This is a genomic window from Pollutimonas sp. M17, assembly GCF_025836975.1.
Taxonomy (GTDB): Bacteria; Pseudomonadota; Gammaproteobacteria; order Burkholderiales; family Burkholderiaceae_B.
The window spans coordinates 3,764,299-3,785,563 of sequence record NZ_CP107548.1 but is presented as its reverse complement, the minus strand read 5'-3'; the positions used below and the strand labels follow the sequence as shown (position 1 = coordinate 3,785,563).

The 21,265-nt window shown below is 61.5% G+C and carries 21 protein-coding genes; 16 read left to right on the top strand and 5 right to left on the bottom strand.

All coding sequences use genetic code 11. The features are described 5' to 3' along the window. Positions 1–3 precede the first annotated feature (3 nt). The 12 genes from rpmD (at position 4) to dsbD (ending at position 8,004) form a co-directional block, all read left to right on the top strand. Positions 4–189: a 50S ribosomal protein L30 gene (gene rpmD / locus OEG81_RS17685; RefSeq protein WP_264130576.1), complete on the top strand. Its 186-nt coding sequence runs from the start codon at positions 4–6 to the stop codon at positions 187–189. A gap of 11 nt (positions 190–200) precedes the next feature. After that, complete coding sequence (gene rplO, locus OEG81_RS17680; protein WP_264130575.1) at positions 201–641, top strand: 50S ribosomal protein L15; 441 nt, start codon at positions 201–203, stop codon at positions 639–641. A 9-nt stretch (positions 642–650) separates the two neighbouring features. Then, entirely contained in the window at positions 651–1,976 is a 1,326-nt protein-coding gene (gene secY, locus OEG81_RS17675) for a preprotein translocase subunit SecY (RefSeq protein ID WP_264130574.1), read from the top strand. Between the two features lie 7 nt (positions 1,977–1,983). Continuing rightward, on the top strand, positions 1,984–2,202 hold the full coding sequence (infA, locus tag OEG81_RS17670) for a translation initiation factor IF-1 (protein ID WP_009523889.1): 219 nt from the start codon (positions 1,984–1,986) through the stop codon (positions 2,200–2,202). A gap of 32 nt (positions 2,203–2,234) precedes the next feature. Next, the gene (gene rpmJ, locus OEG81_RS17665) at positions 2,235–2,348 is read left to right on the top strand and encodes a 50S ribosomal protein L36 (RefSeq protein ID WP_003805360.1); all 114 of its coding nucleotides are present in this window, start codon (positions 2,235–2,237) and stop codon (positions 2,346–2,348) included. A 35-nt stretch (positions 2,349–2,383) separates the two neighbouring features. Then, on the top strand, positions 2,384–2,749 hold the full coding sequence (gene rpsM / locus OEG81_RS17660) for a 30S ribosomal protein S13 (RefSeq protein WP_073104496.1): 366 nt from the start codon (positions 2,384–2,386) through the stop codon (positions 2,747–2,749). 14 nt (positions 2,750–2,763) lie between these two features. Then, the gene (gene rpsK / locus OEG81_RS17655; protein ID WP_013743934.1) at positions 2,764–3,165 is read left to right on the top strand and encodes a 30S ribosomal protein S11; all 402 of its coding nucleotides are present in this window, start codon (positions 2,764–2,766) and stop codon (positions 3,163–3,165) included. Positions 3,166–3,176: 11 nt separating this feature from the next. Then, complete coding sequence (gene rpsD / locus OEG81_RS17650) at positions 3,177–3,800, top strand: 30S ribosomal protein S4 (protein WP_264130573.1); 624 nt, start codon at positions 3,177–3,179, stop codon at positions 3,798–3,800. Positions 3,801–3,948: 148 nt separating this feature from the next. Then, on the top strand, positions 3,949–4,938 hold the full coding sequence (locus OEG81_RS17645) for a DNA-directed RNA polymerase subunit alpha (protein ID WP_264130572.1): 990 nt from the start codon (positions 3,949–3,951) through the stop codon (positions 4,936–4,938). Between the two features lie 161 nt (positions 4,939–5,099). Continuing rightward, the gene (gene rplQ, locus OEG81_RS17640) at positions 5,100–5,483 is read left to right on the top strand and encodes a 50S ribosomal protein L17 (protein WP_264130571.1); all 384 of its coding nucleotides are present in this window, start codon (positions 5,100–5,102) and stop codon (positions 5,481–5,483) included. Between the two features lie 192 nt (positions 5,484–5,675). Then, positions 5,676–6,002, top strand: a complete 327-nt coding sequence (gene cutA, locus OEG81_RS17635) for a divalent-cation tolerance protein CutA (protein ID WP_264132654.1) — start codon at positions 5,676–5,678, stop codon at positions 6,000–6,002. 10 nt (positions 6,003–6,012) lie between these two features. After that, positions 6,013–8,004 (top strand): protein-disulfide reductase DsbD, encoded by a 1,992-nt coding sequence (gene dsbD, locus OEG81_RS17630; RefSeq protein WP_264130570.1) that lies wholly within the window; start codon positions 6,013–6,015, stop codon positions 8,002–8,004. 1,296 nt (positions 8,005–9,300) lie between these two features. Here dsbD and hemB read toward each other — a convergent pair. Both hemB and yihA read right to left on the bottom strand, forming a co-directional pair. Next, a complete protein-coding gene (gene hemB / locus OEG81_RS17625; RefSeq protein WP_264130569.1) occupies positions 9,301–10,317 on the bottom strand; it encodes a porphobilinogen synthase in 1,017 nt (338 codons plus the stop codon). Beyond that, complete coding sequence (gene yihA, locus OEG81_RS17620) at positions 10,314–10,937, bottom strand: ribosome biogenesis GTP-binding protein YihA/YsxC (protein WP_264130568.1); 624 nt, start codon at positions 10,935–10,937, stop codon at positions 10,314–10,316. Before yihA ends, hemB begins: the two co-directional genes overlap by 4 nt. Positions 10,938–11,091: 154 nt before the next feature. Here yihA and OEG81_RS17615 point away from each other — a divergent pair, with 154 nt between their 5' ends. The 4 genes from OEG81_RS17615 to OEG81_RS17600 all read left to right on the top strand — a co-directional run bounded on the left by OEG81_RS17615 (position 11,092) and on the right by OEG81_RS17600 (position 16,566). Continuing rightward, positions 11,092–11,793: a c-type cytochrome gene (locus OEG81_RS17615; protein WP_264130567.1), complete on the top strand. Its 702-nt coding sequence runs from the start codon at positions 11,092–11,094 to the stop codon at positions 11,791–11,793. Positions 11,794–11,873: 80 nt separating this feature from the next. Then, on the top strand, positions 11,874–13,934 hold the full coding sequence (locus OEG81_RS17610) for a cytochrome c biogenesis protein ResB (protein ID WP_412034089.1): 2,061 nt from the start codon (positions 11,874–11,876) through the stop codon (positions 13,932–13,934). 12 nt (positions 13,935–13,946) lie between these two features. Further along, on the top strand, positions 13,947–15,305 hold the full coding sequence (gene ccsB / locus OEG81_RS17605) for a c-type cytochrome biogenesis protein CcsB (protein ID WP_264130566.1): 1,359 nt from the start codon (positions 13,947–13,949) through the stop codon (positions 15,303–15,305). A gap of 259 nt (positions 15,306–15,564) precedes the next feature. Then, positions 15,565–16,566, top strand: coding sequence for a GGDEF domain-containing protein (locus OEG81_RS17600; RefSeq protein ID WP_264130565.1), 1,002 nt, complete (start codon positions 15,565–15,567; stop codon positions 16,564–16,566). On the opposite strand, the gene OEG81_RS17595 is transcribed toward OEG81_RS17600, so the two are convergent. The 3 genes from OEG81_RS17595 to lptM all read right to left on the bottom strand — a co-directional run bounded on the left by OEG81_RS17595 (position 16,563) and on the right by lptM (position 21,254). Next, the gene (locus OEG81_RS17595; protein WP_264130564.1) at positions 16,563–19,493 is read right to left on the bottom strand and encodes a putative bifunctional diguanylate cyclase/phosphodiesterase; all 2,931 of its coding nucleotides are present in this window, start codon (positions 19,491–19,493) and stop codon (positions 16,563–16,565) included. The two genes, OEG81_RS17600 and OEG81_RS17595, sit on opposite strands and share 4 nt — an antisense overlap. A gap of 231 nt (positions 19,494–19,724) precedes the next feature. Beyond that, positions 19,725–20,993, bottom strand: a complete 1,269-nt coding sequence (gene lysA / locus OEG81_RS17590; RefSeq protein ID WP_264130563.1) for a diaminopimelate decarboxylase — start codon at positions 20,991–20,993, stop codon at positions 19,725–19,727. Positions 20,994–21,044: 51 nt separating this feature from the next. Then, positions 21,045–21,254: an LPS translocon maturation chaperone LptM gene (gene lptM, locus OEG81_RS17585; RefSeq protein WP_264130562.1), complete on the bottom strand. Its 210-nt coding sequence runs from the start codon at positions 21,252–21,254 to the stop codon at positions 21,045–21,047. Between the last annotated feature and the right edge of the window lie 11 nt (positions 21,255–21,265).

Genomic DNA, 21,265 nt, shown 5'->3' with positions numbered 1-21,265 from the left:
GTCATGGCACAGAAGCAAATCAAAGTTACTCTCGTGCGCTCTGTTATCGGCACCAAAGCATCCCATCGCGCCACCGTGCGCGGTCTGGGTCTGGGCCGAATCAACAGCAGCCGTGTGTTGATCGATACGCCCGAGGTGCGTGGGATGATCCGCAAGGTGGATTACCTCGTTACCGTCTCGGAAGCCTGAAAGGAATCGGGATGTCAGAAACTCAACTTAATACGCTAAAGCCGGCCGAAGGCGCCAAGCACGCCAAGCGCCGCGTCGGTCGCGGCATCGGCTCCGGCCTGGGTAAAACCGCCGGCCGTGGCCACAAAGGCCAGAAGTCCCGCACCGGCGGCTTCCACAAGGTCGGTTTCGAAGGCGGTCAAATGCCTTTGCAACGCCGCTTGCCCAAGCGCGGCTTCACGCCCCTGGGCCAGCACCTGTCCGCCGAAGTCCGCCTGTCCGACCTCCAGCGCCTGCCCGTCGACGAAATCGACGTGCAAGTCCTGAAGCAAGCGGGCATCGTGGGCCAGGCCGTGCGCTACGCCAAGGTCATCAAGTCCGGCGAATTGTCGCGCAAGGTCGTCCTGAAAGGGATCGCCGCAACGGCTGGCGCCCGCGCCGCAATCGAAGCTGCCGGCGGCTCGCTGGCTTAAGGGGTAACGGTGGCTAAAGCTCAGGCACAGAGTAAATCGGGTTCCCGATACGGCGATCTCAAGCGCCGCATCGTGTTCCTGGTGCTCGCCCTGGTGGTCTATCGATTGGGAACGCACATACCCGTGCCGGGAATCAACCCCGATGCGCTGTCCGAAATGTTCAACCAGAACCAGGGCGGCATCCTGGGCCTGTTCAACATGTTTTCGGGTGGCGCCCTGGAGCGGTTCTCCGTCTTCGCGCTGGGTATCATGCCGTATATTTCCGCGTCCATCATCATGCAGTTGATGGCGGTCGTGGTGCCCACCCTTGAGGCAATCAAGAAAGAAGGCGAATCGGGCCGGCGCAAGATCACCCAGTACACGCGCTACGGCACGGTGTTCCTGGCGCTGATCCAGGCGGTCGGCATTTCGGTCGCCCTCGAGTCGCAGCCGGGATTGGTCATCGATCCGGGCATGCTGTTCCGCTTTACCACGGTGGTCACGCTGGTTACCGGCACCATGTTCATCATGTGGCTGGGCGAACAGATCACCGAGCGCGGCATGGGCAACGGTATTTCCATACTGATCTTTGCCGGTATCGTGGCGGGCCTGCCCAGTGCTCTGGCCGGACTGCTCGACCTGGTCCGTACCGATTCCATGTCGGTGCTGTCGGCCCTGTTCATCCTGGTGCTGGTGGTGGCTGTTACCTACTTCGTCGTGTTCGTCGAACGCGGCCAGCGCCGGATAACGGTCAACTATGCCAAGCGCCAGGTGGGCAACAAGATCTATGGCGGCCAAAGCTCGCATTTGCCGCTGAAGCTGAACATGTCGGGCGTCATTCCCCCCATCTTCGCTTCGTCCATCATCTTGCTGCCCGCAACGGTGACCAGCTGGTTCTCCAGCAATCCCAACATGCGCTGGCTGGGAGACCTGGCCGCGGTGTTGTCGCCGGGCCAGCCGCTGTATATCACGTTGTATTCCGCTGCAATTATCTTCTTTTGCTTTTTCTATACGGCCTTGGTGTTCAATAGCCGCGAAACGGCAGACAACCTGAAGAAAAGCGGTGCATTTGTTCCGGGTATCCGTCCCGGCGAGCAAACCTCTCGCTACGTCGACAAGATACTCATGCGCTTGACGCTGGCCGGCGCCATCTACATCACCTTGGTGTGCTTGCTGCCCGAGCTGATGCAGGCGCGCTGGAATGTACCGTTTTACTTCGGCGGAACCTCTCTATTAATTATCGTGGTGGTGACCATGGACTTCATGGCGCAGGCACAAGCCTACATGATGTCTCACCAATACGACTCGCTGCTCAAGAAGGCCAACTTCAAGGGTGCGGGACTGCCAATGCGGTAAACAGAGAATGGCAAAAGACGACGTCATACAAATGCAAGGAGAGGTTCTCGAGAACCTTCCCAACGCAACTTTTCGCGTCAAGCTGGAAAATGGCCACGTAGTTCTGGGCCACATCTCGGGCAAGATGCGTATGCATTACATCCGGATTCTGCCGGGTGACAAGGTCACAGTGGAGCTCACGCCCTATGATCTGTCTCGCGCCAGAATTGTCTTCCGCTCTAAATAAGCGGCCGGTTACAGGAAACTAGGAGTCAACCCATGAAGGTAATGGCATCGGTAAAGCGGATCTGCCGCAACTGCAAGATCATTAAACGTCACGGCGTGGTGCGCGTCATCTGCACCGACCCACGTCATAAGCAGCGTCAAGGCTAATCGCCGAAGCGCAACGGATTTAACAAGGAACAGTCATGGCCCGTATTGCTGGCATCAACATTCCGCCGCATCAACACGCCGAAATCGGACTTACCGCTATTTTTGGTATTGGTCGTACCCGCGCCCGCAAGATCTGCGAAGCTTCGGGCATCGAGCTTTCCAAGAAAGTGAAGGATCTGACCGACGCCGAACTCGAGCGTATCCGCGAACACGTCGGCGTGTTCACGGTTGAAGGCGATTTGCGTCGCGAAGTACAACTGTCGATCAAGCGCTTGATCGATCTGGGAACCTACCGGGGCATGCGCCACAAGCGTGGCCTGCCTGTACGCGGTCAACGCACCCGTACCAACGCCCGCACCCGTAAAGGGCCGCGTCGCGCTGCTGCTTCCCTGAAGAAATAATCGAGGAATAGAAGATGGCGAAAGCTTCCAACAGCGGCGCATCGCGCGTACGCAAGAAAATCAAGAAGAGCGTATCGGACGGCATCGCGCACGTTCATGCGTCCTTCAACAACACGATCATCACCATTACCGACCGCCAGGGCAACGCATTGTCCTGGGCGACATCCGGTGGTGCCGGTTTCAAGGGCTCGCGCAAGTCCACCCCGTTTGCGGCTCAGGTTGCCGCCGAATCGGCCGGACGCGTGGCGTTGGAATACGGTATCAAAACTCTCGAAGTCCGCATCAAGGGCCCCGGTCCCGGCCGCGAGTCGTCCGTGCGTGCGCTGAATGCGCTGGGTATCAAAATCTCCAGCATTTCAGACATCACGCCGGTGCCGCATAACGGCTGCCGTCCGCCCAAGCGTCGTCGCATCTAAGGGGAAGCATCTTGGCACGTTATATTGGACCTAAATGCAAGCTCTCGCGTCGCGAGGGTACAGATTTATTCTTGAAGAGCGCCCGCCGCTCGCTCGACTCGAAGTGCAAGCTCGAGTCCAAGCCCGGTCAGCACGGCCGCACCTCCGGTGCCCGCACGTCGGACTTCGGCCTGCAGCTGCGCGAGAAGCAGAAACTCAAGCGCATGTACGGCGTTCTGGAAAAGCAATTCCGCAAATACTTCGTTGAAGCTGAGCGTCGCCGTGGCAACACCGGCGAGACCCTGATTCAATTGCTGGAATCGCGTCTGGACAACGTCGTGTATCGCATGGGCTTCGGTTCCACGCGCGCTGAAGCACGCCAGTTGGTGAACCACCGCGCCATCGAGCTGAACGGCCACACCGCCGACATCGCCTCCATGCTGGTCAAGGCGGGCGACATCATCTCGATCCGCGAAAAGGCCAAAGCGCAATCGCGTATCCGCGAATCGCTCGACCTGGCCACCGGCCAGGGCCTGCCGCAGTGGGTTGAAGTCGACGCCAGCAAGCTGTCCGGCGTCTTCAAGCAAGCCCCCGACCGCGCCGATGTCGCTCGCGACGTCAACGAGTCGATGGTCGTCGAATTGTATTCGCGCTAATCGTTGCAAGCAGTATTGTCGTAACATCGCATCGCCCACTTCTTCGGCATTCGCCGAAAAGTGGGCTTTGCGATGCAAGCGCCGGTTCGCCGGCTTGTCCGTCAGCCTTATCGGTGTAACGAGCCGAGGGTATTGAAAAGGAACATCCATGTCGTCACAAGGTTTTCTGAAACCCCGTTCTATCGAAGTCGAGCCCGTCGGCAAGAATCACGCCAAAGTCGTGATGGAGCCCTTCGAGCGCGGCTACGGCCACACGCTGGGTAACGCCCTGCGCCGCATCCTGCTGTCGTCCATGACAGGATACGCCCCCACCGAAGTCCAGATGACCGGTGTGGTTCACGAATATTCCACTATCGCCGGTGTTCGCGAGGACGTCGTCGACATCCTGCTGAACCTGAAGGGCGTCGTGTTCAAGCTGCACAACCGCGAGGAAGTCACCCTGGTGCTGCGCAAGCAAGGCGCCGGCATCGTGCTGGCCAGCGACATCGAGTTGCCGCACGACGTCGAGATCATCAACCCCGATCACGTCATCGCCACGCTGACCGAAGCCGGCAAGCTGGAAATGCAGATCAAGGTCGAGCAAGGCCGTGGTTATGTGCCCGGCAACGTGCGCGCGCTGTCCGACGACCGCACCCACACCATCGGCCGCATCGTGCTGGATGCATCGTACAGCCCGGTGCGCCGCGTCAGCTATGCGGTTGAAAGCGCCCGCGTCGAACAGCGCACCGACCTGGACAAGCTGGTGCTGGATATCCAGACCAACGGCGTCATCTCGCCTGAAGAGGCCGTGCGCCAGTCGGCCCGCATCCTCATGGACCAGATTTCGGTGTTTGCCGCCCTCGAGGGCGCCGGCGATTCCTACGACAGCGCCCCGTCGCGCGGCGCTCCGCAGATCGACCCGGTCCTGCTGCGTCCCGTCGACGACCTGGAGCTGACCGTTCGCTCGGCCAACTGCCTGAAAGCCGAAAACATCTACTACATCGGCGATCTGATCCAGCGCACCGAGAACGAGCTGCTCAAGACGCCCAACCTGGGCCGCAAGTCGCTTAATGAAATCAAGGAAGTGCTGGCCGCGCGCGGCCTGACCCTGGGCATGAAGCTGGAAAACTGGCCTCCCCTGGGCCTCGAGCGTCCTTAAGGAAGTAAGCCGGCTTGCCCAGGCAAGCCGGCGGCAGCAAACGGGACTTTGCATAAATATGGTAAAGTCTTGCCCTTTCCCGGCCCGCAGCCCAGCTGATAGAAGAGCCGGATAACCAGTGGAATGTTCCCCTGGCCAACCTAGATTCAAAGGAAATCATCATGCGTCACCGTAGTGGTTTGCGTAAACTAAATCGCACCAGCAGTCACCGTCTTGCCATGTTCCGCAACATGGCCGTTTCGTTGCTTACCCACGAAGCCATCAAGACCACCTTGCCCAAAGCCAAGGAACTGCGCCGCGTCGTCGAGCCCCTTATCACGCTGGGCAAAGAGCCTACCCTGGCCAACAAGCGCCTGGCATTCGCCCGCTTGCGCGATCGCGATGCGGTCGTCAAGCTGTTTGCCGAAATCGGCCCGCGCTACAAAGAGCGCAATGGCGGCTACACGCGCGTCCTGAAAATGGGCTTCCGTCAAGGCGACAATGCACCCATGGCGTTCATGGAACTGGTCGACCGTCCGGAAGTCGAAGAAGCCGAAGCCGAATAAGGATTTGGCGGTATATGGAAACGGGCCTTTGGGCCCGTTTTTTTTGCGCGCGGTAAAATCGTTGGTCTGCAACGATTTATCAGGTTGATATCCGTGAGTTCCTCTATGCCGCCGGGACGCCGGCCGCCGGTTCGCCGGCCGCCGGTTCGCCAGGCCGATGACGCCCTTGCGGCTGCCCAGGCACAGCCGTCTTTGGCGGCCAATGACATTGTCGTGATCCTGAGCAACGCCCCCGACATGCTGCTGGCCAAACGCATTGCGCACGTGCTGGTCGAGGAGCATCTGGCCGCCTGCGTGAACCTTGGAGCGCCGGGCCTGTCTATGTATATGTGGCAGGGTGAGCTGGAGGGCTCGGAAGAGATCCCGATTACCATCAAGACGACCGGAGCGGGCGCCCAAGCCGCGATGGAGCGCCTGATGGCGCTGCACCCCTATGAAGTCCCGGAGATCCTGGTACTGCCGGTTCTGGGCGGTTCCGCAAGCTATCTGGACTGGGTGCGGGCGCAAGTACAGGTTTAAAGGAAATCGTATGCGGTATGTGCCGCTGGCCGACAACATGATACGAACACAAGCCGGCGCCGCGCCGCAATTCGCAGGTCGGGGCGTCCGCCGCCTGTTTGCGCTGATGGCAGCCGTGCTGGCTGCCCTGCTGATGGCGGCCCTGATGCTGCGCGCCGGGCCCGCTCACGCCGAGGAAGATTTCCTCGACCCCGAGGCGGCCTTCGTGTTGTCCGCCGCCATGCCGGCGCCGGACATGCTGGACGTCCATTTCAGGATCGCGCCCAAGTACTATATGTATCGCGAGCGCTTCGAGTTCGCCGTGACGCCGGATACGGCGTCGTCCGCGCTGGGCGAACCCGTTTATCCCGCCGGCATCGTCAAGTACGACCCCACCTTCGAGAAAGACCTGGAGGTCTATTACCACCAGGTCACGGTGCGCCTTCCGCTCAAGGCCGGCCCGCAGGAGCCATTTACCCTTTCAGTCACCAGCCAGGGTTGCGCCGATGCGGGGCTGTGCTATCCGCCCATGACCAAGGAGATCAAGCTGGTGCCCGTGGCGGGCGGCTACCAGGCGCAAGGCGCGCATGTGGCGGCCAGCGTGCCCGCGCCGCGCTCGCAGGCCGAGCTGGCCGCGCAGACCGGGTCGGCGGGCGCGGACAAGGCCACCCTTGGAAGCGCGCTGCAAATGGGCGATACCGGGTTTGCGGCCTACCTGGCCGATGCCGGCTGGGCTGAGATCATCCTGTTGTCCTTGCTGCTGGGGCTGCTGCTCTCGTTCACGCCTTGCGTGCTGCCCATGGTGCCCATATTGCTCGCCATACTGGCGGGCAATGCCGGCGAACATAAGAAGCTGTCGCGCTGGCGCGGCCTGTCGCTGGCGGCGGTGTTTGTGCTGGGGATGTCCATTGTCTACACGGTGCTGGGTGTCGTGGCCGGCCTGATCGGCGCCAGCCTGGCGATCTGGCTGCAGACGCCATGGGTGCTGGGTGTGTTCGCCATCCTGCTGGCTGTCCTGGCGCTGGCGATGTTCGACGTATTCACCTTGCAGGCGCCCACGGCGATGCAATCGGCGCTGAATCACCGGCTGTCCCGTTTGCCCGGTGGCCGCTACGGCGGCGTCTTCCTGATGGGCATGGTGTCGGCGCTGATCGTCGGACCCTGCGTAGCGGCGCCGCTGGCCGGCGTGCTGCTGTTCATTTCGCAGACGGGCGACCTGGTGCTGGGCGGTACGGCGTTGTTCGCGATGGCCTGGGGGGAAGGGCTGTTGCTGTTGGCGGTAGGCGCGACATCCGGTCTTCTGCTGCCCAAGGCCGGACCCTGGATGAACGGCGTGAAGCATCTGTTCGGAATCTTGCTGCTGGCCACGGCCTGGTGGATGGTGAACTCGATACTGCCGGGCTGGCTGAACATGCTGGGCTGGGCTTTGCTGGCGCTGTGGGGCGCTGCGATGCTGGGCGCATTCGATGCGGCGCCGGTCGGAGCCGGCGCGGGTCGTTTTCTTGGCAAGGCCTTGGGTTTGCTGCTGGCATTGTGGGCGGCGGTGTTGATCGTAGGCATGGCGGCGGGCGGACGCGAGGTATTGCGGCCTTTGGCTCCGTTTGCCGGGGCGGGGCAATCCGTGGGCACCGCAGCGTCGGGTTTGAGTGTGGATGCGGTCAAGAAGCAATTTACGCAGGTGCGTTCGGTGGAAGAGCTGGATAATCTTCTGACCAATACGAATCGGCCGGTGATGCTGGATTTTTATGCGGACTGGTGTGTGTCGTGCATCGAGATGGAAAAATTCACGTTCAGCGATCCTGGCGTTGCTGCGCAGATGTCGCAGCTGTTGTTGGTGCAGGCGGATGTCACGAAGAGTACGGACGATGACCGGGCTTTGCTGAAGCGCTTCAATCTGTTCGGACCGCCGGGGATTATCTTCTTCGATGCTCAAGGCCGGCAGATGGCCGATGCCCGTGTGATTGGCTTCAAGAATGCAGAGGATTTCGGGGCTGTGCTGGATCGGGTTCTGGCGGGGCGCTGAAGGTTGTGGTCGTTCAGGGGCGTCGCTCTTGGCCGTCTGTTTCCCGTTGGCTGAGGACGAATGCGCTAGTACAGGCGCAAACAAGCGTTCTGCTTGCTGACAGCTTTTTTGCGCTTGCTTTTTTGTTTGACGCGCAGGGTGGTTCCATTGAGCGTCTGTGGGCGTTTCTATTGACGCCTGCGGGGTAGCGGGATCGAGCTTTGCTCCTCGTGACCGGTTCGGCGCCTGCGCGCCGAACATCGCATAGCCCGGCTCGTCCGCCCGTTCGGGCTTCCTTCACCTGCGGCTTGCTCGATCCCGAAAGTCGCCGCAGCCCGACCCCCGCCACCCCGCAGGCTGCATGGTTGAAATGCGTGGCCCTGCCGGGGCGGTTTGGGTGCTTGGCCTGTTTTTGGAATGACACTGGCCGCTGAAAGGGTTATTGCGCTGTCCCTGGCCGCGCCCTACGGGCGGCGCGGCCAGGGACGTTCGAGCCGGGCATGCACAGGCTGAGAGGATTGCCGCGCTGGATTAGCCGTGCCGGCAGTGCTCATGCCTCATCAGTGTGGGTTGGCCTGTTTGCGGACACCTATATGCTCTTGCAAATAAGGCCGTCGACATGCATTGCCAGCGCAAAGCAGCATAGCTTCCCATACGTAGGGTCGCGCAGCTCCACGCTGCTCATGCGGGAAATCACGAGTACTTAATACGAGCCGTTTAGTATTTAACACGGTGCATGCCTGATATCGAGCTTCAGTCCATCAGGGTGCGGCAGTTGAGCCAAGCAACTACCGAATAGCTATCAAGCAACTCAAGGACCTTTGGATGGCCATTCATCATGCCTTGATCTTGAGCTGCGGCTGGCAAGCCGGGGCCGTGTGACCTTTGAGCAAGCCGCGGCCCTCGCTTTGCGGCGGGGGCGTAAGAGTGCGCGCTGTTTGAATGAATTTTCAGCCCACAGGCGGCTGAAAATTCATGAGTTCGCGCACGTACCCCGCTGCGAAGCGAGGGCAAGGGTAGCCCCGCAGGGGCCGCCGCGATGGGAGCACGGCCCCGGCTTGCCAGCCGCAGCGGCTTAAGAACCTATGGTCAGCCCGCATTTTGCAAGTGTGACGGTGTTGACGTAAATCAGGCTGCTTGTAAATCTATCCGGAGCCCAATTGGAGAGTCGTGCCCCCGCTCCATGATGAGAGCTGCGCCGGGCAAGCCTAAGAAACCAAGCAAGCTGCCCCAGCTACTGGTACCGATTCAAGAAACCACGCATGCTGATCCAGCCAACGGCGCTGTTCAAGAAACCAGACAGGGCTGGACTGCCGGCTAGCCCTGTTCCTTCAGCAGCTTGGCCGCCGCTATCGCAAAGTACGTGAGAATCCCGTCGCCCCCCGCCCGCTTGAAGGCCAACAGCGACTCCATCATCACCTTGTCGTGATCCAGCCAGCCATTGGCCGCCGCCGCCTTGATCATCGCGTACTCGCCGCTGACCTGATAGGCATACGTCGGCATGCCGAACGCATTCTTCACGTCGCGCAGAATGTCCAGGTAAGGCAGCCCCGGCTTCACCATCACCATGTCCGCGCCTTCCCGGATATCGGCGGCCACTTCCCGCAGCGCCTCGTTGCGGTTGGCCGGATCCATCTGGTAGGTGAACTTGTTGGACTTGCCCAGGTTGGCGGCCGAGCCGACCGCGTCGCGGAAGGGCCCGTAGAAGGCGCTGGCGTACTTGGCCGAATACGCCATGATGCGCGTGTAGATATGCTTTTCCGCCTCGAGGGCCTGGCGTATCGTGCCGATGCGGCCATCCATCATGTCGCTGGGCGCGACGATGTCCACGCCGGCCTGGGCCTGCACCAGCGCCTGCCGCGTCAGGATTTCAACGGTCGGTTCGTTCAGCACATAGCCGTCCTCGTCGATGACGCCGTCCTGGCCGTGGCTGGTGTAGGGGTCCAGCGCCACGTCGGTCAGCACGCCCAGTTCGGGGAAGCGCTGTTTCAACGATGCCACGACGCGGGGCACCAGGCCTTGCGGATTGGCCGCCTCGATGCCGTCCGGCGTCTTCAGGCCGGGGTCGATGACCGGAAACAAGGCGATCACCGGAATCTGCAGGGCCACGCATTCCTCGGCCGCCTTCAGCAGCGTGTCGGGCGAATAGCGGACCACGCCGGGCATGGAGGGGACCGGCTCCTGTATGCCCTGGCCTTCCATGACGAAGACCGGATAGATCAGGTCGTGCGCCGTCAGGGTGTTCTCGCGCACCAGGCGGCGGGAAAACTCGTCGCGGCGATTGCGGCGCGGACGCGCGGCGGGGAAGTCGGCGGAAAGAATAAAAGAAGTCATGGTACGACCTTCGGAGAAATCCAGTTTTCAATTTGCGCAGTGGCGGTATCCAGGCCAAGGCGATGGGTGGCCGAGAACGGCATGGCGTTCAGGGCGCCGATATCGGCCAGTTCCTTCCTGACCGCGGCGACGGCCTTGACGCGCTGGCCGTAGGGGAGCTTGTCGGCCTTGGTCAGCAGCGCCAGCACCGGCGTGCCGGTGGGAGCTATCCAGTCGGCCAGGCGCCGGTCAAGCTCGGTCACGCCGCGGCGGATATCGATAAGCAGGACGATGCCGGCCAGCGAAGGGCGGTTGCGCAGGTAGCCGCCCAGGACGTCGGCCCATTCTTCGCGGGCCTCACGGGCCACCGATGCGTAGCCATAGCCCGGAAGGTCGACCAGAAAGCCCAGGAAGGCGCCGGGCTCGGCAGGGTCGGGGATACCGAAAAGATTGATCAGGCGCGTGCGCCCGGGCGTCTTGCTGGAAAATGCCAGGCGGCGCTGATTGGTCAGCACATTGATGGCCGACGACTTGCCCGAGTTGGATCGGCCAACGAAACAGACTTCGGCCGTCGTGGGCGCCGGCAGCTGATCCAGGCGGGCCGCGGAAACGGTGAATGAAGCGCGATGCAAAATGGACACGGGGTTACCTAGAACGGTTTAATTCAAACGCTATTGTATAATCGCAGGTTTGAAACAGTTGCGTCATTTTCCTTGAAGCATGCTTTGGGCGAAAGTGGCATTGTCATCGTGGTGTCTACGGCACCCGGATCGAATAGCGATCGTCGAGGTCTTCATGAAGCGTATGCTTTCCAGAATCGTAGTTGCCAGCGGCTTGCTGCTGGGGTCTTCCGTAGTTTCACTTGCTTATGCAGCCGACGTGGCCGTGGCCAAGCCCGATGCCGCCAAGGGCGAGCAGCTGTACGCCAACGGCGACCCCGCGCGAGGCATCCTGGCCTGTGCCAGCTGCCACGGCGCGGCCGGCAACAGCACGATTCCCGCCAACCCGAATCTGGCCAGCCAACCGCATGAATACCTGGTCAAGCAACTGGTTGACTTCACCGCCAAAGACGACAAGACCCCTCCCGCACGCCGCGGCCCCGGCGGCGCCAATTCGGTCATGACCGCCTTCGCCACCGCCCTGACGGCCGAAGACAAGCAGAATATCGCCTACTACCTGACCCAGCAGGCGATCGACCCTGAAGCAGCCGCCACGGCCAGCAACGAGGCCACCATGGAGCGCGGCCAGCATATCTGGCGCGGCGGCTTGCCCGATCGAAGGGTTCCTGCCTGTGCAGGTTGCCACTCGCCCAACGGCGCGGGTGTTCCCGGCGCCTTCCCCCGCCTGTCGGGACAGCATCCGGCCTATATCGCCGAGCAGCTCAAGCTGTTCCGCAGCGGCGACCGCGCCAACAATGCCATCATGCACGAAATCGCCGACCGCATGTCCGATGCCGACATCGCCGCCGTGGCCGATTACGCCGCCGGCTTGCGTTGATGCCCGGATAAGCCACGGAATACTTTCCGTGGCAACAAGTCTAAAATACAGGGGACGCTATCGACAGCATCCCCTTTTTTATGAAGCCCGCTTCAGTGAATCATCCTTCTTCCACGCGGCGCCTCGGCGCAGACGTCATCGAGCTGCTAGGTTCCATGCGCTTCGCGGTCAGCCTGCTGATGTTTATCTGCGTGGCAAGCCTGATCGGCACGGTTCTTCAGCAGAACCAGGCCGCCAGCAACTACATCGACCAGTTCGGCCCGTTCTGGTTTGCCCTGTTCGACAAGTTTTCGATCTGGCATATCTACAATAGCTGGTGGTTCCTGCTCATCATGGCCTTCCTGGTCGTTTCGACCACGATCTGCCTGCTGCGCAATGCGCCGAAAATGGTGCGCGATGCACAGTCTTTTCGCGAGTACGTGCGCGCCAGCAGCTTGCGCTCTTTTCATCACCGCGTCGAAATCACATCGTCGGCCGCGCCGGCCCAGAGCCTGGCTCAAATGCAGCAATGGCTGACTTCGCAAGGCTACAGGTTCAAGGTCAGGCAGGAAGGCGACAGCGCGATGCTGGCCGCCAAGAAAGGCAGCGCCAACCGGCTGGGCTATATTTTCGCGCACGCCGCGATCGTGGTCATCTGCATAGGCGGCCTGCTGGACAGCGAGCTGCCCGTGCGCATGCAGGTCTGGCTGGGCGGCAAGCAGCCCATTACCCAGAACATGCTGATTTCCGAGGTGCCCGAGTCGGGCCTGCTGTCGGCGCGCAACCCCAGTTTCAGGGCCAATATGCTGGTGCCGGAAGGCGCGCAAAGCAGCAGCGGCATCGTCAGCGTGGACAATGGGGTGCTGGTCCAGCCCCTGCCGTTCACCCTCAAGCTCAACAAATTCCTGGTGGATTACTATTCCACCGGCATGCCCAGCAGCTTCAAAAGCGAGGTCGAGGTCACCGACCCGGAAACCGGCAAGTCCTTCAGCCAGACCATCGAAGTCAATGAACCCTTGCGCTACAAGGGTGTAACCGTTTACCAGTCCAGCTTCGACGATGGCGGCAGCACGCTGCAGCTGGTGGGCTACCCCCTTGAGGGCGCGGCCAGCCAGCCCTTCAGTATCGACGGCACGGTTGGAAAAAGCACCGATATAACCGTCAAGGGCGATGGCGGGCAAGCGCCTTTGCAGATCGATTTCTCGGGCCTGCGCGTCATCAATGTCGAGAATATGAGCAGCGATGCCGAACCGCAGCCCAAGGCGGTCATCGACCATGTCGCCTCGGTGACGGGCAGCGCGGCCGGCGCCAAGAACGAGAACCTGCGGAACGTGGGCCCCAGCGTGCAATACCGGATCATCGGCCGGGACGGCCAGGCACACGAATTCACCAACTATATGCTGCCCATCACGCTGGACGGCAGCCAGGTGTTCCTGGCGGGGGTGCGCGAAACCGCCGCACAACCTTACCGCTACATCAGGATTCCGGCCGATGCCGATCATTCGGTGGTAGAGTTCATGAATCTGCGGGCAGCCCTGGCCCAGCCCGCGCTGGTGCAGCAGGCGGCGGTCCGGTTCGCCGCCAGGAACGCCAATGGCGATCTGCAAGGCCCCTTGCTTGAGAAGGCCGCGCAGGGTGCTTTGGAAACCTTCTACAAGTCCGGTTTCAACGGCATCATCGAACGGGTTCCCGAGCAGGATCGCGAAAAAGTGCTGGGCTTTGCCGTACCCATGATCCAGTTGTCCCTGCTCGAGTTGCGCGACATCGTGCGTGAGCGCGCCGGCCAGCCAGCCGTGCCGCGCGAAGGTCCCGAGGGCGAGGCGGCCGATCGCTGGATACAGCTGTCGCTGCTGGCCCTGGCCAACCTGCCCGACTATCCGGCGCCGGTCTTCATGACGCTCAAGGGTTTCGAGCAGATCGAGGCCAGCGTGTTCCAGGTGGCGCGCAGCCCCGGCAAGAACACCGTTTACCTGGGTTGCCTGTTTCTGGTCATAGGCGTTTTCTCCATGTTCTATATCCGGGACCGCCGCGTCTGGATATGGGTCAAGCCCAGCGGCCAGGGCAGCGAGCTGTTGGCGGCCATGACGTCGCAACGGCGGACTCTGGATTTCAACCATGAGTTCGATCGCTTCAAAGAGGCGTTCAAGCGCCTCTCCACGTAACGAGGTTTACCTATGTCCGAGTCCATTATTTCATCGAGCGCCCCGATGTGGCAGGAGTCCATGACGGCCAGCGGCGATTCGCGCGGCCATCGGGGCAAGCCCGACTGGACCGATATCGTATTCTTCCTGGCCCTGGCCGTGGGAGCGGCTTACGTTCTGGTGCATTACCAGGAAAGCATGGATTACTACGAGAAGATCATTCTATGCGGCGCTGTGGCGGGCTTCAGCTGGATGGCATGGCTGTGGCGTCCGTTGCGCACGCTGATGGTCGCCAGCGGCGCCACCGCGCTATTCGCCATCTGGCTGTACAGCGGCGGGGGCGGGCTGGAGCAGGGCGATATTACCCGGGCCGAAAGCGTCTTCTTCCTGAAGTACCTGTTCTCGTCCCAGTCCGCCATTTTGTGGATGTGCTCGCTGTTCGTGCTGGCCATGATCTGTTACTGGATCGGCATCTTCAGCAAGACGGCCGCCTGGCTGGGCACGGTGCTGAGCTGGGGCGCCGTATATGCCGGGGTGACCGGCCTGCTGGTAAGGTGGCGCGAAGGCCACCTGCTGGGCCCGGACATCGGCCATATTCCGGTCAGCAATCTGTACGAAGTCTTCGTGCTGTTCGCCCTGATCACCGCGCTGTTCTACCTGTACTACGAGCGGCGCTATGCGACCCGGGCCCTGGGAGGCTTTGTCCTGCTGGTCATCAGCTCCGCCGTGGTCTTCCTGCTGTGGTATTCGTTCACGCGCGATGCCTTTCAGATACAGCCCCTGGTGCCGGCGCTTAAAAGCTGGTGGATGAAACTGCACGTGCCGGCCAATTTCATAGGCTATGGCACCTTCTCCCTGTCCGCCATGGTGGGCTTCGCCTACCTGGTGAAGGAAAACGGCCAGACGCGCTCGTGGGGCAAGCTCGCCCCCCTGTTCGTGCTGGGGGCGATATTGTGCGCCGAGCCCATGGTGTTCGGATCGCGCGAGCTCTCCGCCACCTGGATGCTCTATTTCGGAATCGGGGCGATTATCGTCGGCTCCATCCTGGCGTTTCGCGGGCCTATCGCCAGCAGGCTGCCTTCGCTGGAAATCCTCGACGACATCATGTATCGCGCGATCGCGGTCGGGTTTGCCTTCTTTACGGTCGCCACCATTCTGGGCGCGCTGTGGGCCGCCGATGCGTGGGGCACGTATTGGCAATGGGATCCCAAGGAAACCTGGGCGCTCATCGTGTGGCTGAACTACGCCGCCTGGCTGCACATGCGGCTGATGAAAGGGCTGCGCGGCACGATGGCGGCGTATTGGGCCTTGGCCGGATTGCTGGTGACCAGCTTTGCCTTCCTCGGCGTCAATATGTTCCTGTCCGGACTGCATTCATACGGAGAACTGTAAAACGGACATCCGCGCCTGCCGGCCATCCCGAAAGAAGTGCCGCACACCCGACCCGCCATGGGCCGGGCGTGCGGCATTTTTGTATCTGTTTATTTCCTCGAATTACGTGTTGCCACCTATTGACGGCATGATCGCAAATAATGCTGGCATATATATGTGAATATTGTAAAATTTAATGTCGAGACATCCGGGCCATTGTGCGACCACGCTGTGCACCCTGCACACTCAAGGCCAACTTCTTTCGCTGTAAAAAATAATTATGTCGGTAGTCAAAGAAGGCCCTGGCATCAAGGCTCGGGCAAATATTCTGGCCAGCGAAGCACTCGAAGCCCAACTTGGCATACTGCAAATTTTTCTGCCCATCGCCGGCTGGCTCGTCGGAAGACAAGACGGCGATGCCTGCGCCGTACTGGCGGCACGGGGGGCCTTCCGCACATTTCCGTCCGAAGCCCTGGGGCGTCTGCTGGAAAACGACTGGCACGATTGCGCACGCGTCGGCGGCTTCCATTACCGGTCCGTCACCGACGCCGAGCACATCCATTTGCCCCGGCGTGTCCCCGCCGATCCGCGCAAAGGCTACCTGATCATGGCACGCCTTGAAGAACAGGAGGGCGACAGCATGGGCTGCGTTGTGGGCTTTGCCTACGAGCCCATGGTCGCCCAGTTGGCCTTGTGCGCGCAAAACCTGCGCCTGTGCGTAGCCGCCATGGCCCTGGTGGTGAACCTGCATGCCGAGCTGGATATCGCCGAGCAAATGGTCATCGAGATGCAGCGCGATGCATTCATCGATCCGCTTACCGGTGTGTTCAATCGCGCAGGCTGGATCAACCGCCTGGCGCATATCGACGCGCTGGCGTCCAGCACCGACGAAGACGCCGCCATCGTGATGCTGGACCTGGACTTCCTGAAAGTCGTGAACGATACGCGGGGCCATGCGGCGGGCGACGACCTCCTTCGACTTACCGCCCAGACCATTTCATCGGTGTTGCGCAGCACCGATTCGGTGGGGCGACTGGGGGGCGACGAGTTCGGGGTGGTGGTGCAACAGGCCACGCCCGCGGTGGCCGAATCGCTCATGAGCAGGCTAAGCCAGGCGCTGAACCAGAAAGACATCCGGATATCCATCGGCATGGCGCTCAAATCCGAGGCCGGAACGCTGAAGAAAACCATGCATCTGGCCGACGAGCGCATGTATGCCGAGAAACGGAAAAAGCCGGTGCCGGCCCGCAGCCGGCCCGGACCAAGCCGCTACACGGCCTAAGGCTCAAGGCGCGCTTGCGCCGCCGTCTTCCTGATGAATGCCAGCGTTTCCGAGGACGACACCAGGTCGGTGATCGTAAGGGCATTCAGTATGTCTATGGGCGGCCTGGATTTCGATACGATATAGCCCTGCACATAATCCACGCCCATGTCCTGCAGCGCCTGCATCGTGGCGCCGTCTTCCACCCATTCCGCAATGCTCTTCATGCCCAGGTTGCGCGCAAGTTCGACGATGGTGCGCACGATGGCGATATTGGTGTCGTTGGCCAGCATGTCCTTGATCAGGGCGCCGTCGATCTTGATGGCATCGGCGCGCAGCTCCTTCAGATAAGAGAACGAGGTGTAGCCGGCCCCGAAATCGTCCAGCGCGATGCGTACGCCCATGCGCTGCAGGCGCTTCATGAACTGCCGCGTACGATCGAGGTCTTGCAGTGCGACGCCTTCGGTGATTTCGACGCACAGGCGCTTGGTGAGATGGCTGTGATGGGCCAGGTTCGCGAAGAAGGCATCGATGAATTTGTCGTCGTTCAGCGATACGCCGCTAAGGTTGATGCTGATGAACTGCGTCTTCCCCAACCGCTTCTCGTGCTTCGCAAGCCATTCCAGCGTGGCCGAGAACACCCATTTGTCGATGATGGTGATGGTGCCGCTTTCTTCGGCCGACGACACGATCTTGCCCGAGGGAATCAAAGCGCCGGCGGAATCGCGCACGCGCAGCAGCACCTCGAAGTTCAGGGACTGCAAGGGGTCTTTCAGCGACATGATGGGCTGCAGTTCCAGATAGAGGCCGCGCGGAGAATCGCCCCCTTCAAGCTGGTCGAACAGCCGCAGCTCTTCGGTATGGTCCAGCAATTCCTGCGAGTCCTGCTCGTAGACGACCACGCTCTGGTGCTGCTTGCGCGCCTCACGGCATGCGTGGTTGGCCGCCGAGATGGCGTCCTTGGCGCTCATGCTCTGGTTTACCTCGACGACGCCGATCGCGCTCTTGATCTGGAATGCGCGCGTGCCGATATGGAAGGCGGTCGTGCTCAACTGTTCTATGATCCGCTTGGCGGCCTCGCGCGCTTCGCTCACCGGCGTATTGGGAAAAAGCACGATGAACTCGTCGCCGCCTATGCGGCCGATATGCTGCGAGTCGGACAGCGCGGATTTGATGCGCTGGCACACCTGCTTGAGCACCTCGTCGCCGGCCGTGTGGCCGAACAGCCCGTTGATGCGCTTGAAGTGATCCAGATCCAGATAGGCCAGCGCACAGGGCTGGCCCTCTTTGAGATCGCCCAGCGACTTGTCCAGCGCTTTTTCTATGCCGCGCCGGTTCAACACATCGGTAAGCGGATCGTTGTCGGCCAGCAGGCGAAGCTGATTGATGGTTTTCGTGCGGGCGGTGATGTCTTGCAGCGAACCTTCTATCCGGCCATCGGCCATGGCCGCCCGCACCACGAAATGCTGGGGCAGGCCGGGATCGTTGGATGGGTCCAGCCTTTTGATCTCGACTTCCTGTCCGGCCTCGGTCTGTTCCGACAGCTTGTGCCAGTCCTGCTCCTCGAAGTAGTCGGTCCAGTGGATGGCGGTATCGTTGTCGTTGTTCAGGGAAACGCCCAGCATCTGCTCCAGCACGGGATTGGCGCGCTGGAAGACATTGTCGAACCCCAGGGTGAACATGCCTATGGGCGTGACGGCGTAATTGCTGACCAGTTCGGTCTGGGCCCGGATGCGCTCCCTGCGGTCTTCGCGCATCCGCTCGGCCACCGCCAGCGCGATCATCACGTTCGACAGCAGCAGGGCGACCACACTGTTGAATATGTCGACGAATGGCGTGCGGCCGAAAATGACCAGCAGGATGCCCGAGAGCATGACGCACAACGCCATGCTGAGCGAAACGATATGCCACATCCATACCCGCGAACGGGTCCGGTAGACGGTGCGCGCCAGCAGGAATGCCATAACCAGTATGCCGAAGCCGCAGACCGCCCACATCAGCGGCCGGAACTGCTCATAGGGCAGCAGGAATGCCGCGGCCAGCTGCAACAGGCCGGCCCACTGGGTGATCCGCAACAGGCGGGGGTAGCTGGCGACCCGGCTGCTGCGGAACAACTGGGTGAAGAGCGTATAGGTCAGCAGGTAGTAAGCGGCAACGGTCACCTGCCGGATGAAAGGCATCCACTCCAGCGGGATGTTCCTGCCCAGCCACTGGGTATCCCAGCCCATGGCCAGCGCGCCCAGGCGCAGGTTGCCGACCAGCCAGGCGGCCAGCAGCAGGTAGATCCATTCGCGATTGGTGATGGCGATGACCAGAATGAACAGCGCGATGGTCAGCAGGCCCCCTTCGAGCAGGCTTACGCCGCGATCGAACCGGCTGGTGGAGGTGCGCAGGTCGGTGATGGACCAGAGATCCACGTTCAGGGTGGTCTGGTCGACGAACGTGGCGAAGCAGAGGATGCTGGCCGGAAGCGGGGAACGGCCGAGCATGACGGAGTACCCCTGCTTGGACGTGCGCAGCGAACCGGTGGTCAGGTCCTGGTCGGCGGCGCCCAGCGAGCGCATGGTGGCGGCGTTCCAGCAGGCGATGCGCTGTGTCAGCCGCGACGGCACATCGATGGCGGTTTCGCCCAGTTCAGGCTCGGCGGGAACGTCGACCAGAAACCATGTCGGGCCATCGACCTTGGCATGCGTAACGTGTTCGCGCCGTTTCAGGGCCTCCAGCGCTGTGCCGGGCGAGTGTGCGAAGCCGGGGTCGGGGAATACCTGGAGTTGAAGCGGGCTGCCGCTGGTGGGCGGATAGCGGTTGTTCAGCATGAGCAGGGCCGCTATCGAGAACAGCACGATTCCGGCCGGTACGGCATACAAGGAAAAATAGTAGACCAGCCGGCCGCAGGCGCTAGCGAGCTTTTTGGGGAACGCATGGCAAAACGTGTTTAAAAACGTCATGATCTACTGTGGCCGACTTTTCCGCCCTGCAAGCGGCCCGGTCCGGGCCGCTTGCAAGGCATAAAACTTAACTTGATGCCGCCGCCTGGTTCGCGACGACATGGGCGGCATTCGCCTGTGTCGAATCTGCCCAGGTGTTTGATGCGAGGCATAAGTCGTTCGGCTTACAGTATGTTAACGGTCATTTCGCTTGTTTCTTTATATTGCGGCGGCCGCCAATGTCAACGATGGTCAAGGCAGCGTGGTTTCAGCCGAAAACAGGCTTTCCAGCGTCTCGCGGGGGCGCACCACATGGGCCTGGCCGCCATCGACCATGACTTCGGCGGCGCGCGGGCGGGTATTGTATTGGCTGGCCATGGTGAAGGCGTAGGCGCCAGCGGACATGATGGCAAGCAGGTCGCCTTGTTGCAGCGCAAGCTTGCGGTTGCGCGCCAGCCAGTCGCCGCTTTCGCAAATGGGGCCCACGATGTCATAGGAAGGGGTGCCGGCATTGCGCTCGCGCGGGTTCACCGGCTTGACGCTGTGCCAGGCATCGTAGAGCGTGGGGCGTATGAGATCGTTCATGGCGGCATCGACGATGGCGAAGTTCTTCGCCTCGCTGTGCTTCAGATATTCCACCGTGGTCAGCAGGACGCCGGCATTGCCGACCAGCGAGCGGCCCGGTTCCAGGACGATCTGCAAATGGCCCAGGCCATGCCGGTCCAGTTCCTGGAACACCTTGTCCAGCAATGTCGTGGGCGAGAGCAGGGTTTCGTCGGTATAGCGTATGCCTATGCCGCCGCCCAGGTCCAGGTGCTTCAGGTGGATGCCGGCGCCGGCCAGCTCCTCGATCAGGGCGATGAGCTTGCCCAGGGCGTCGATATAGGGGCTGACTTCGGTGATCTGCGATCCGATGTGGCAGTCCACCCCCACGATTTCCAGGCCGGGCAGGGCGGCGGCACGCTGGTAGACGGCCAGGGCGGTTTCGATGGCGATGCCGAACTTGTTTTCCTTCAGGCCGGTTGAAATATACGGATGGGTCTGCGCATCGACGTCGGGATTGACCCGCAAGGATACCGGGGCGACCTTGCCCATGGCATGCGCCACCTGGGACAAGCGCAGCAACTCGGCCTCGGATTCCACATTGAAGCACTTGACGCCGGCTTCCAGGGCATTCTTCATTTCCCAGGCCTGTTTCCCGACGCCGGAAAAGACGATGCGGGAGGGATCGCCGCCTATGGCCAGGACACGGGCCAGTTCTCCGCCCGACACGATGTCGAAGCCGGATCCAAGCTTCTTGAACTCATTGAGCACGGCCAGGTTCGAGTTGGCCTTCATGCCGTAGCACACCAGCACATCGCGGTCCCGGGCAGCCGTCCGGTAGGCTTCCCAGGCATCGTGCAAGGCCTGGCGCGAATAGACATACAGGGGGGTGCCGTATTCACGGGCCAGGTCGGCCAGCGGGACGCGCTCCGCATGGAGGGAGCCGTTCAGGAACTGGAAATGAGGAGCAACAGTCATCGTTTACTTGGAGTGGTTGAATTCGTCGGGCTGCGCCGAGGCGGCCGTGGCCTATTTTGCTTGGACCGGAGCCGTTGTGGCGGGCTCGGATGCCGGAAGCGCGGCGGGTGTGGGCGGCGCCGCAAGCGATTCGTCGGGCGGCGGGGGCGGCATGTACAGCGGTCCCTTGTAGCCGCAGGCGGCCAGCATGGAGACCAGGGCCAGACAGGCCGCGTAGCGGCAGACGGCGTAGGCGGACGTCGGGGCGGATTGCGCTTGCATGGTGAACCTCA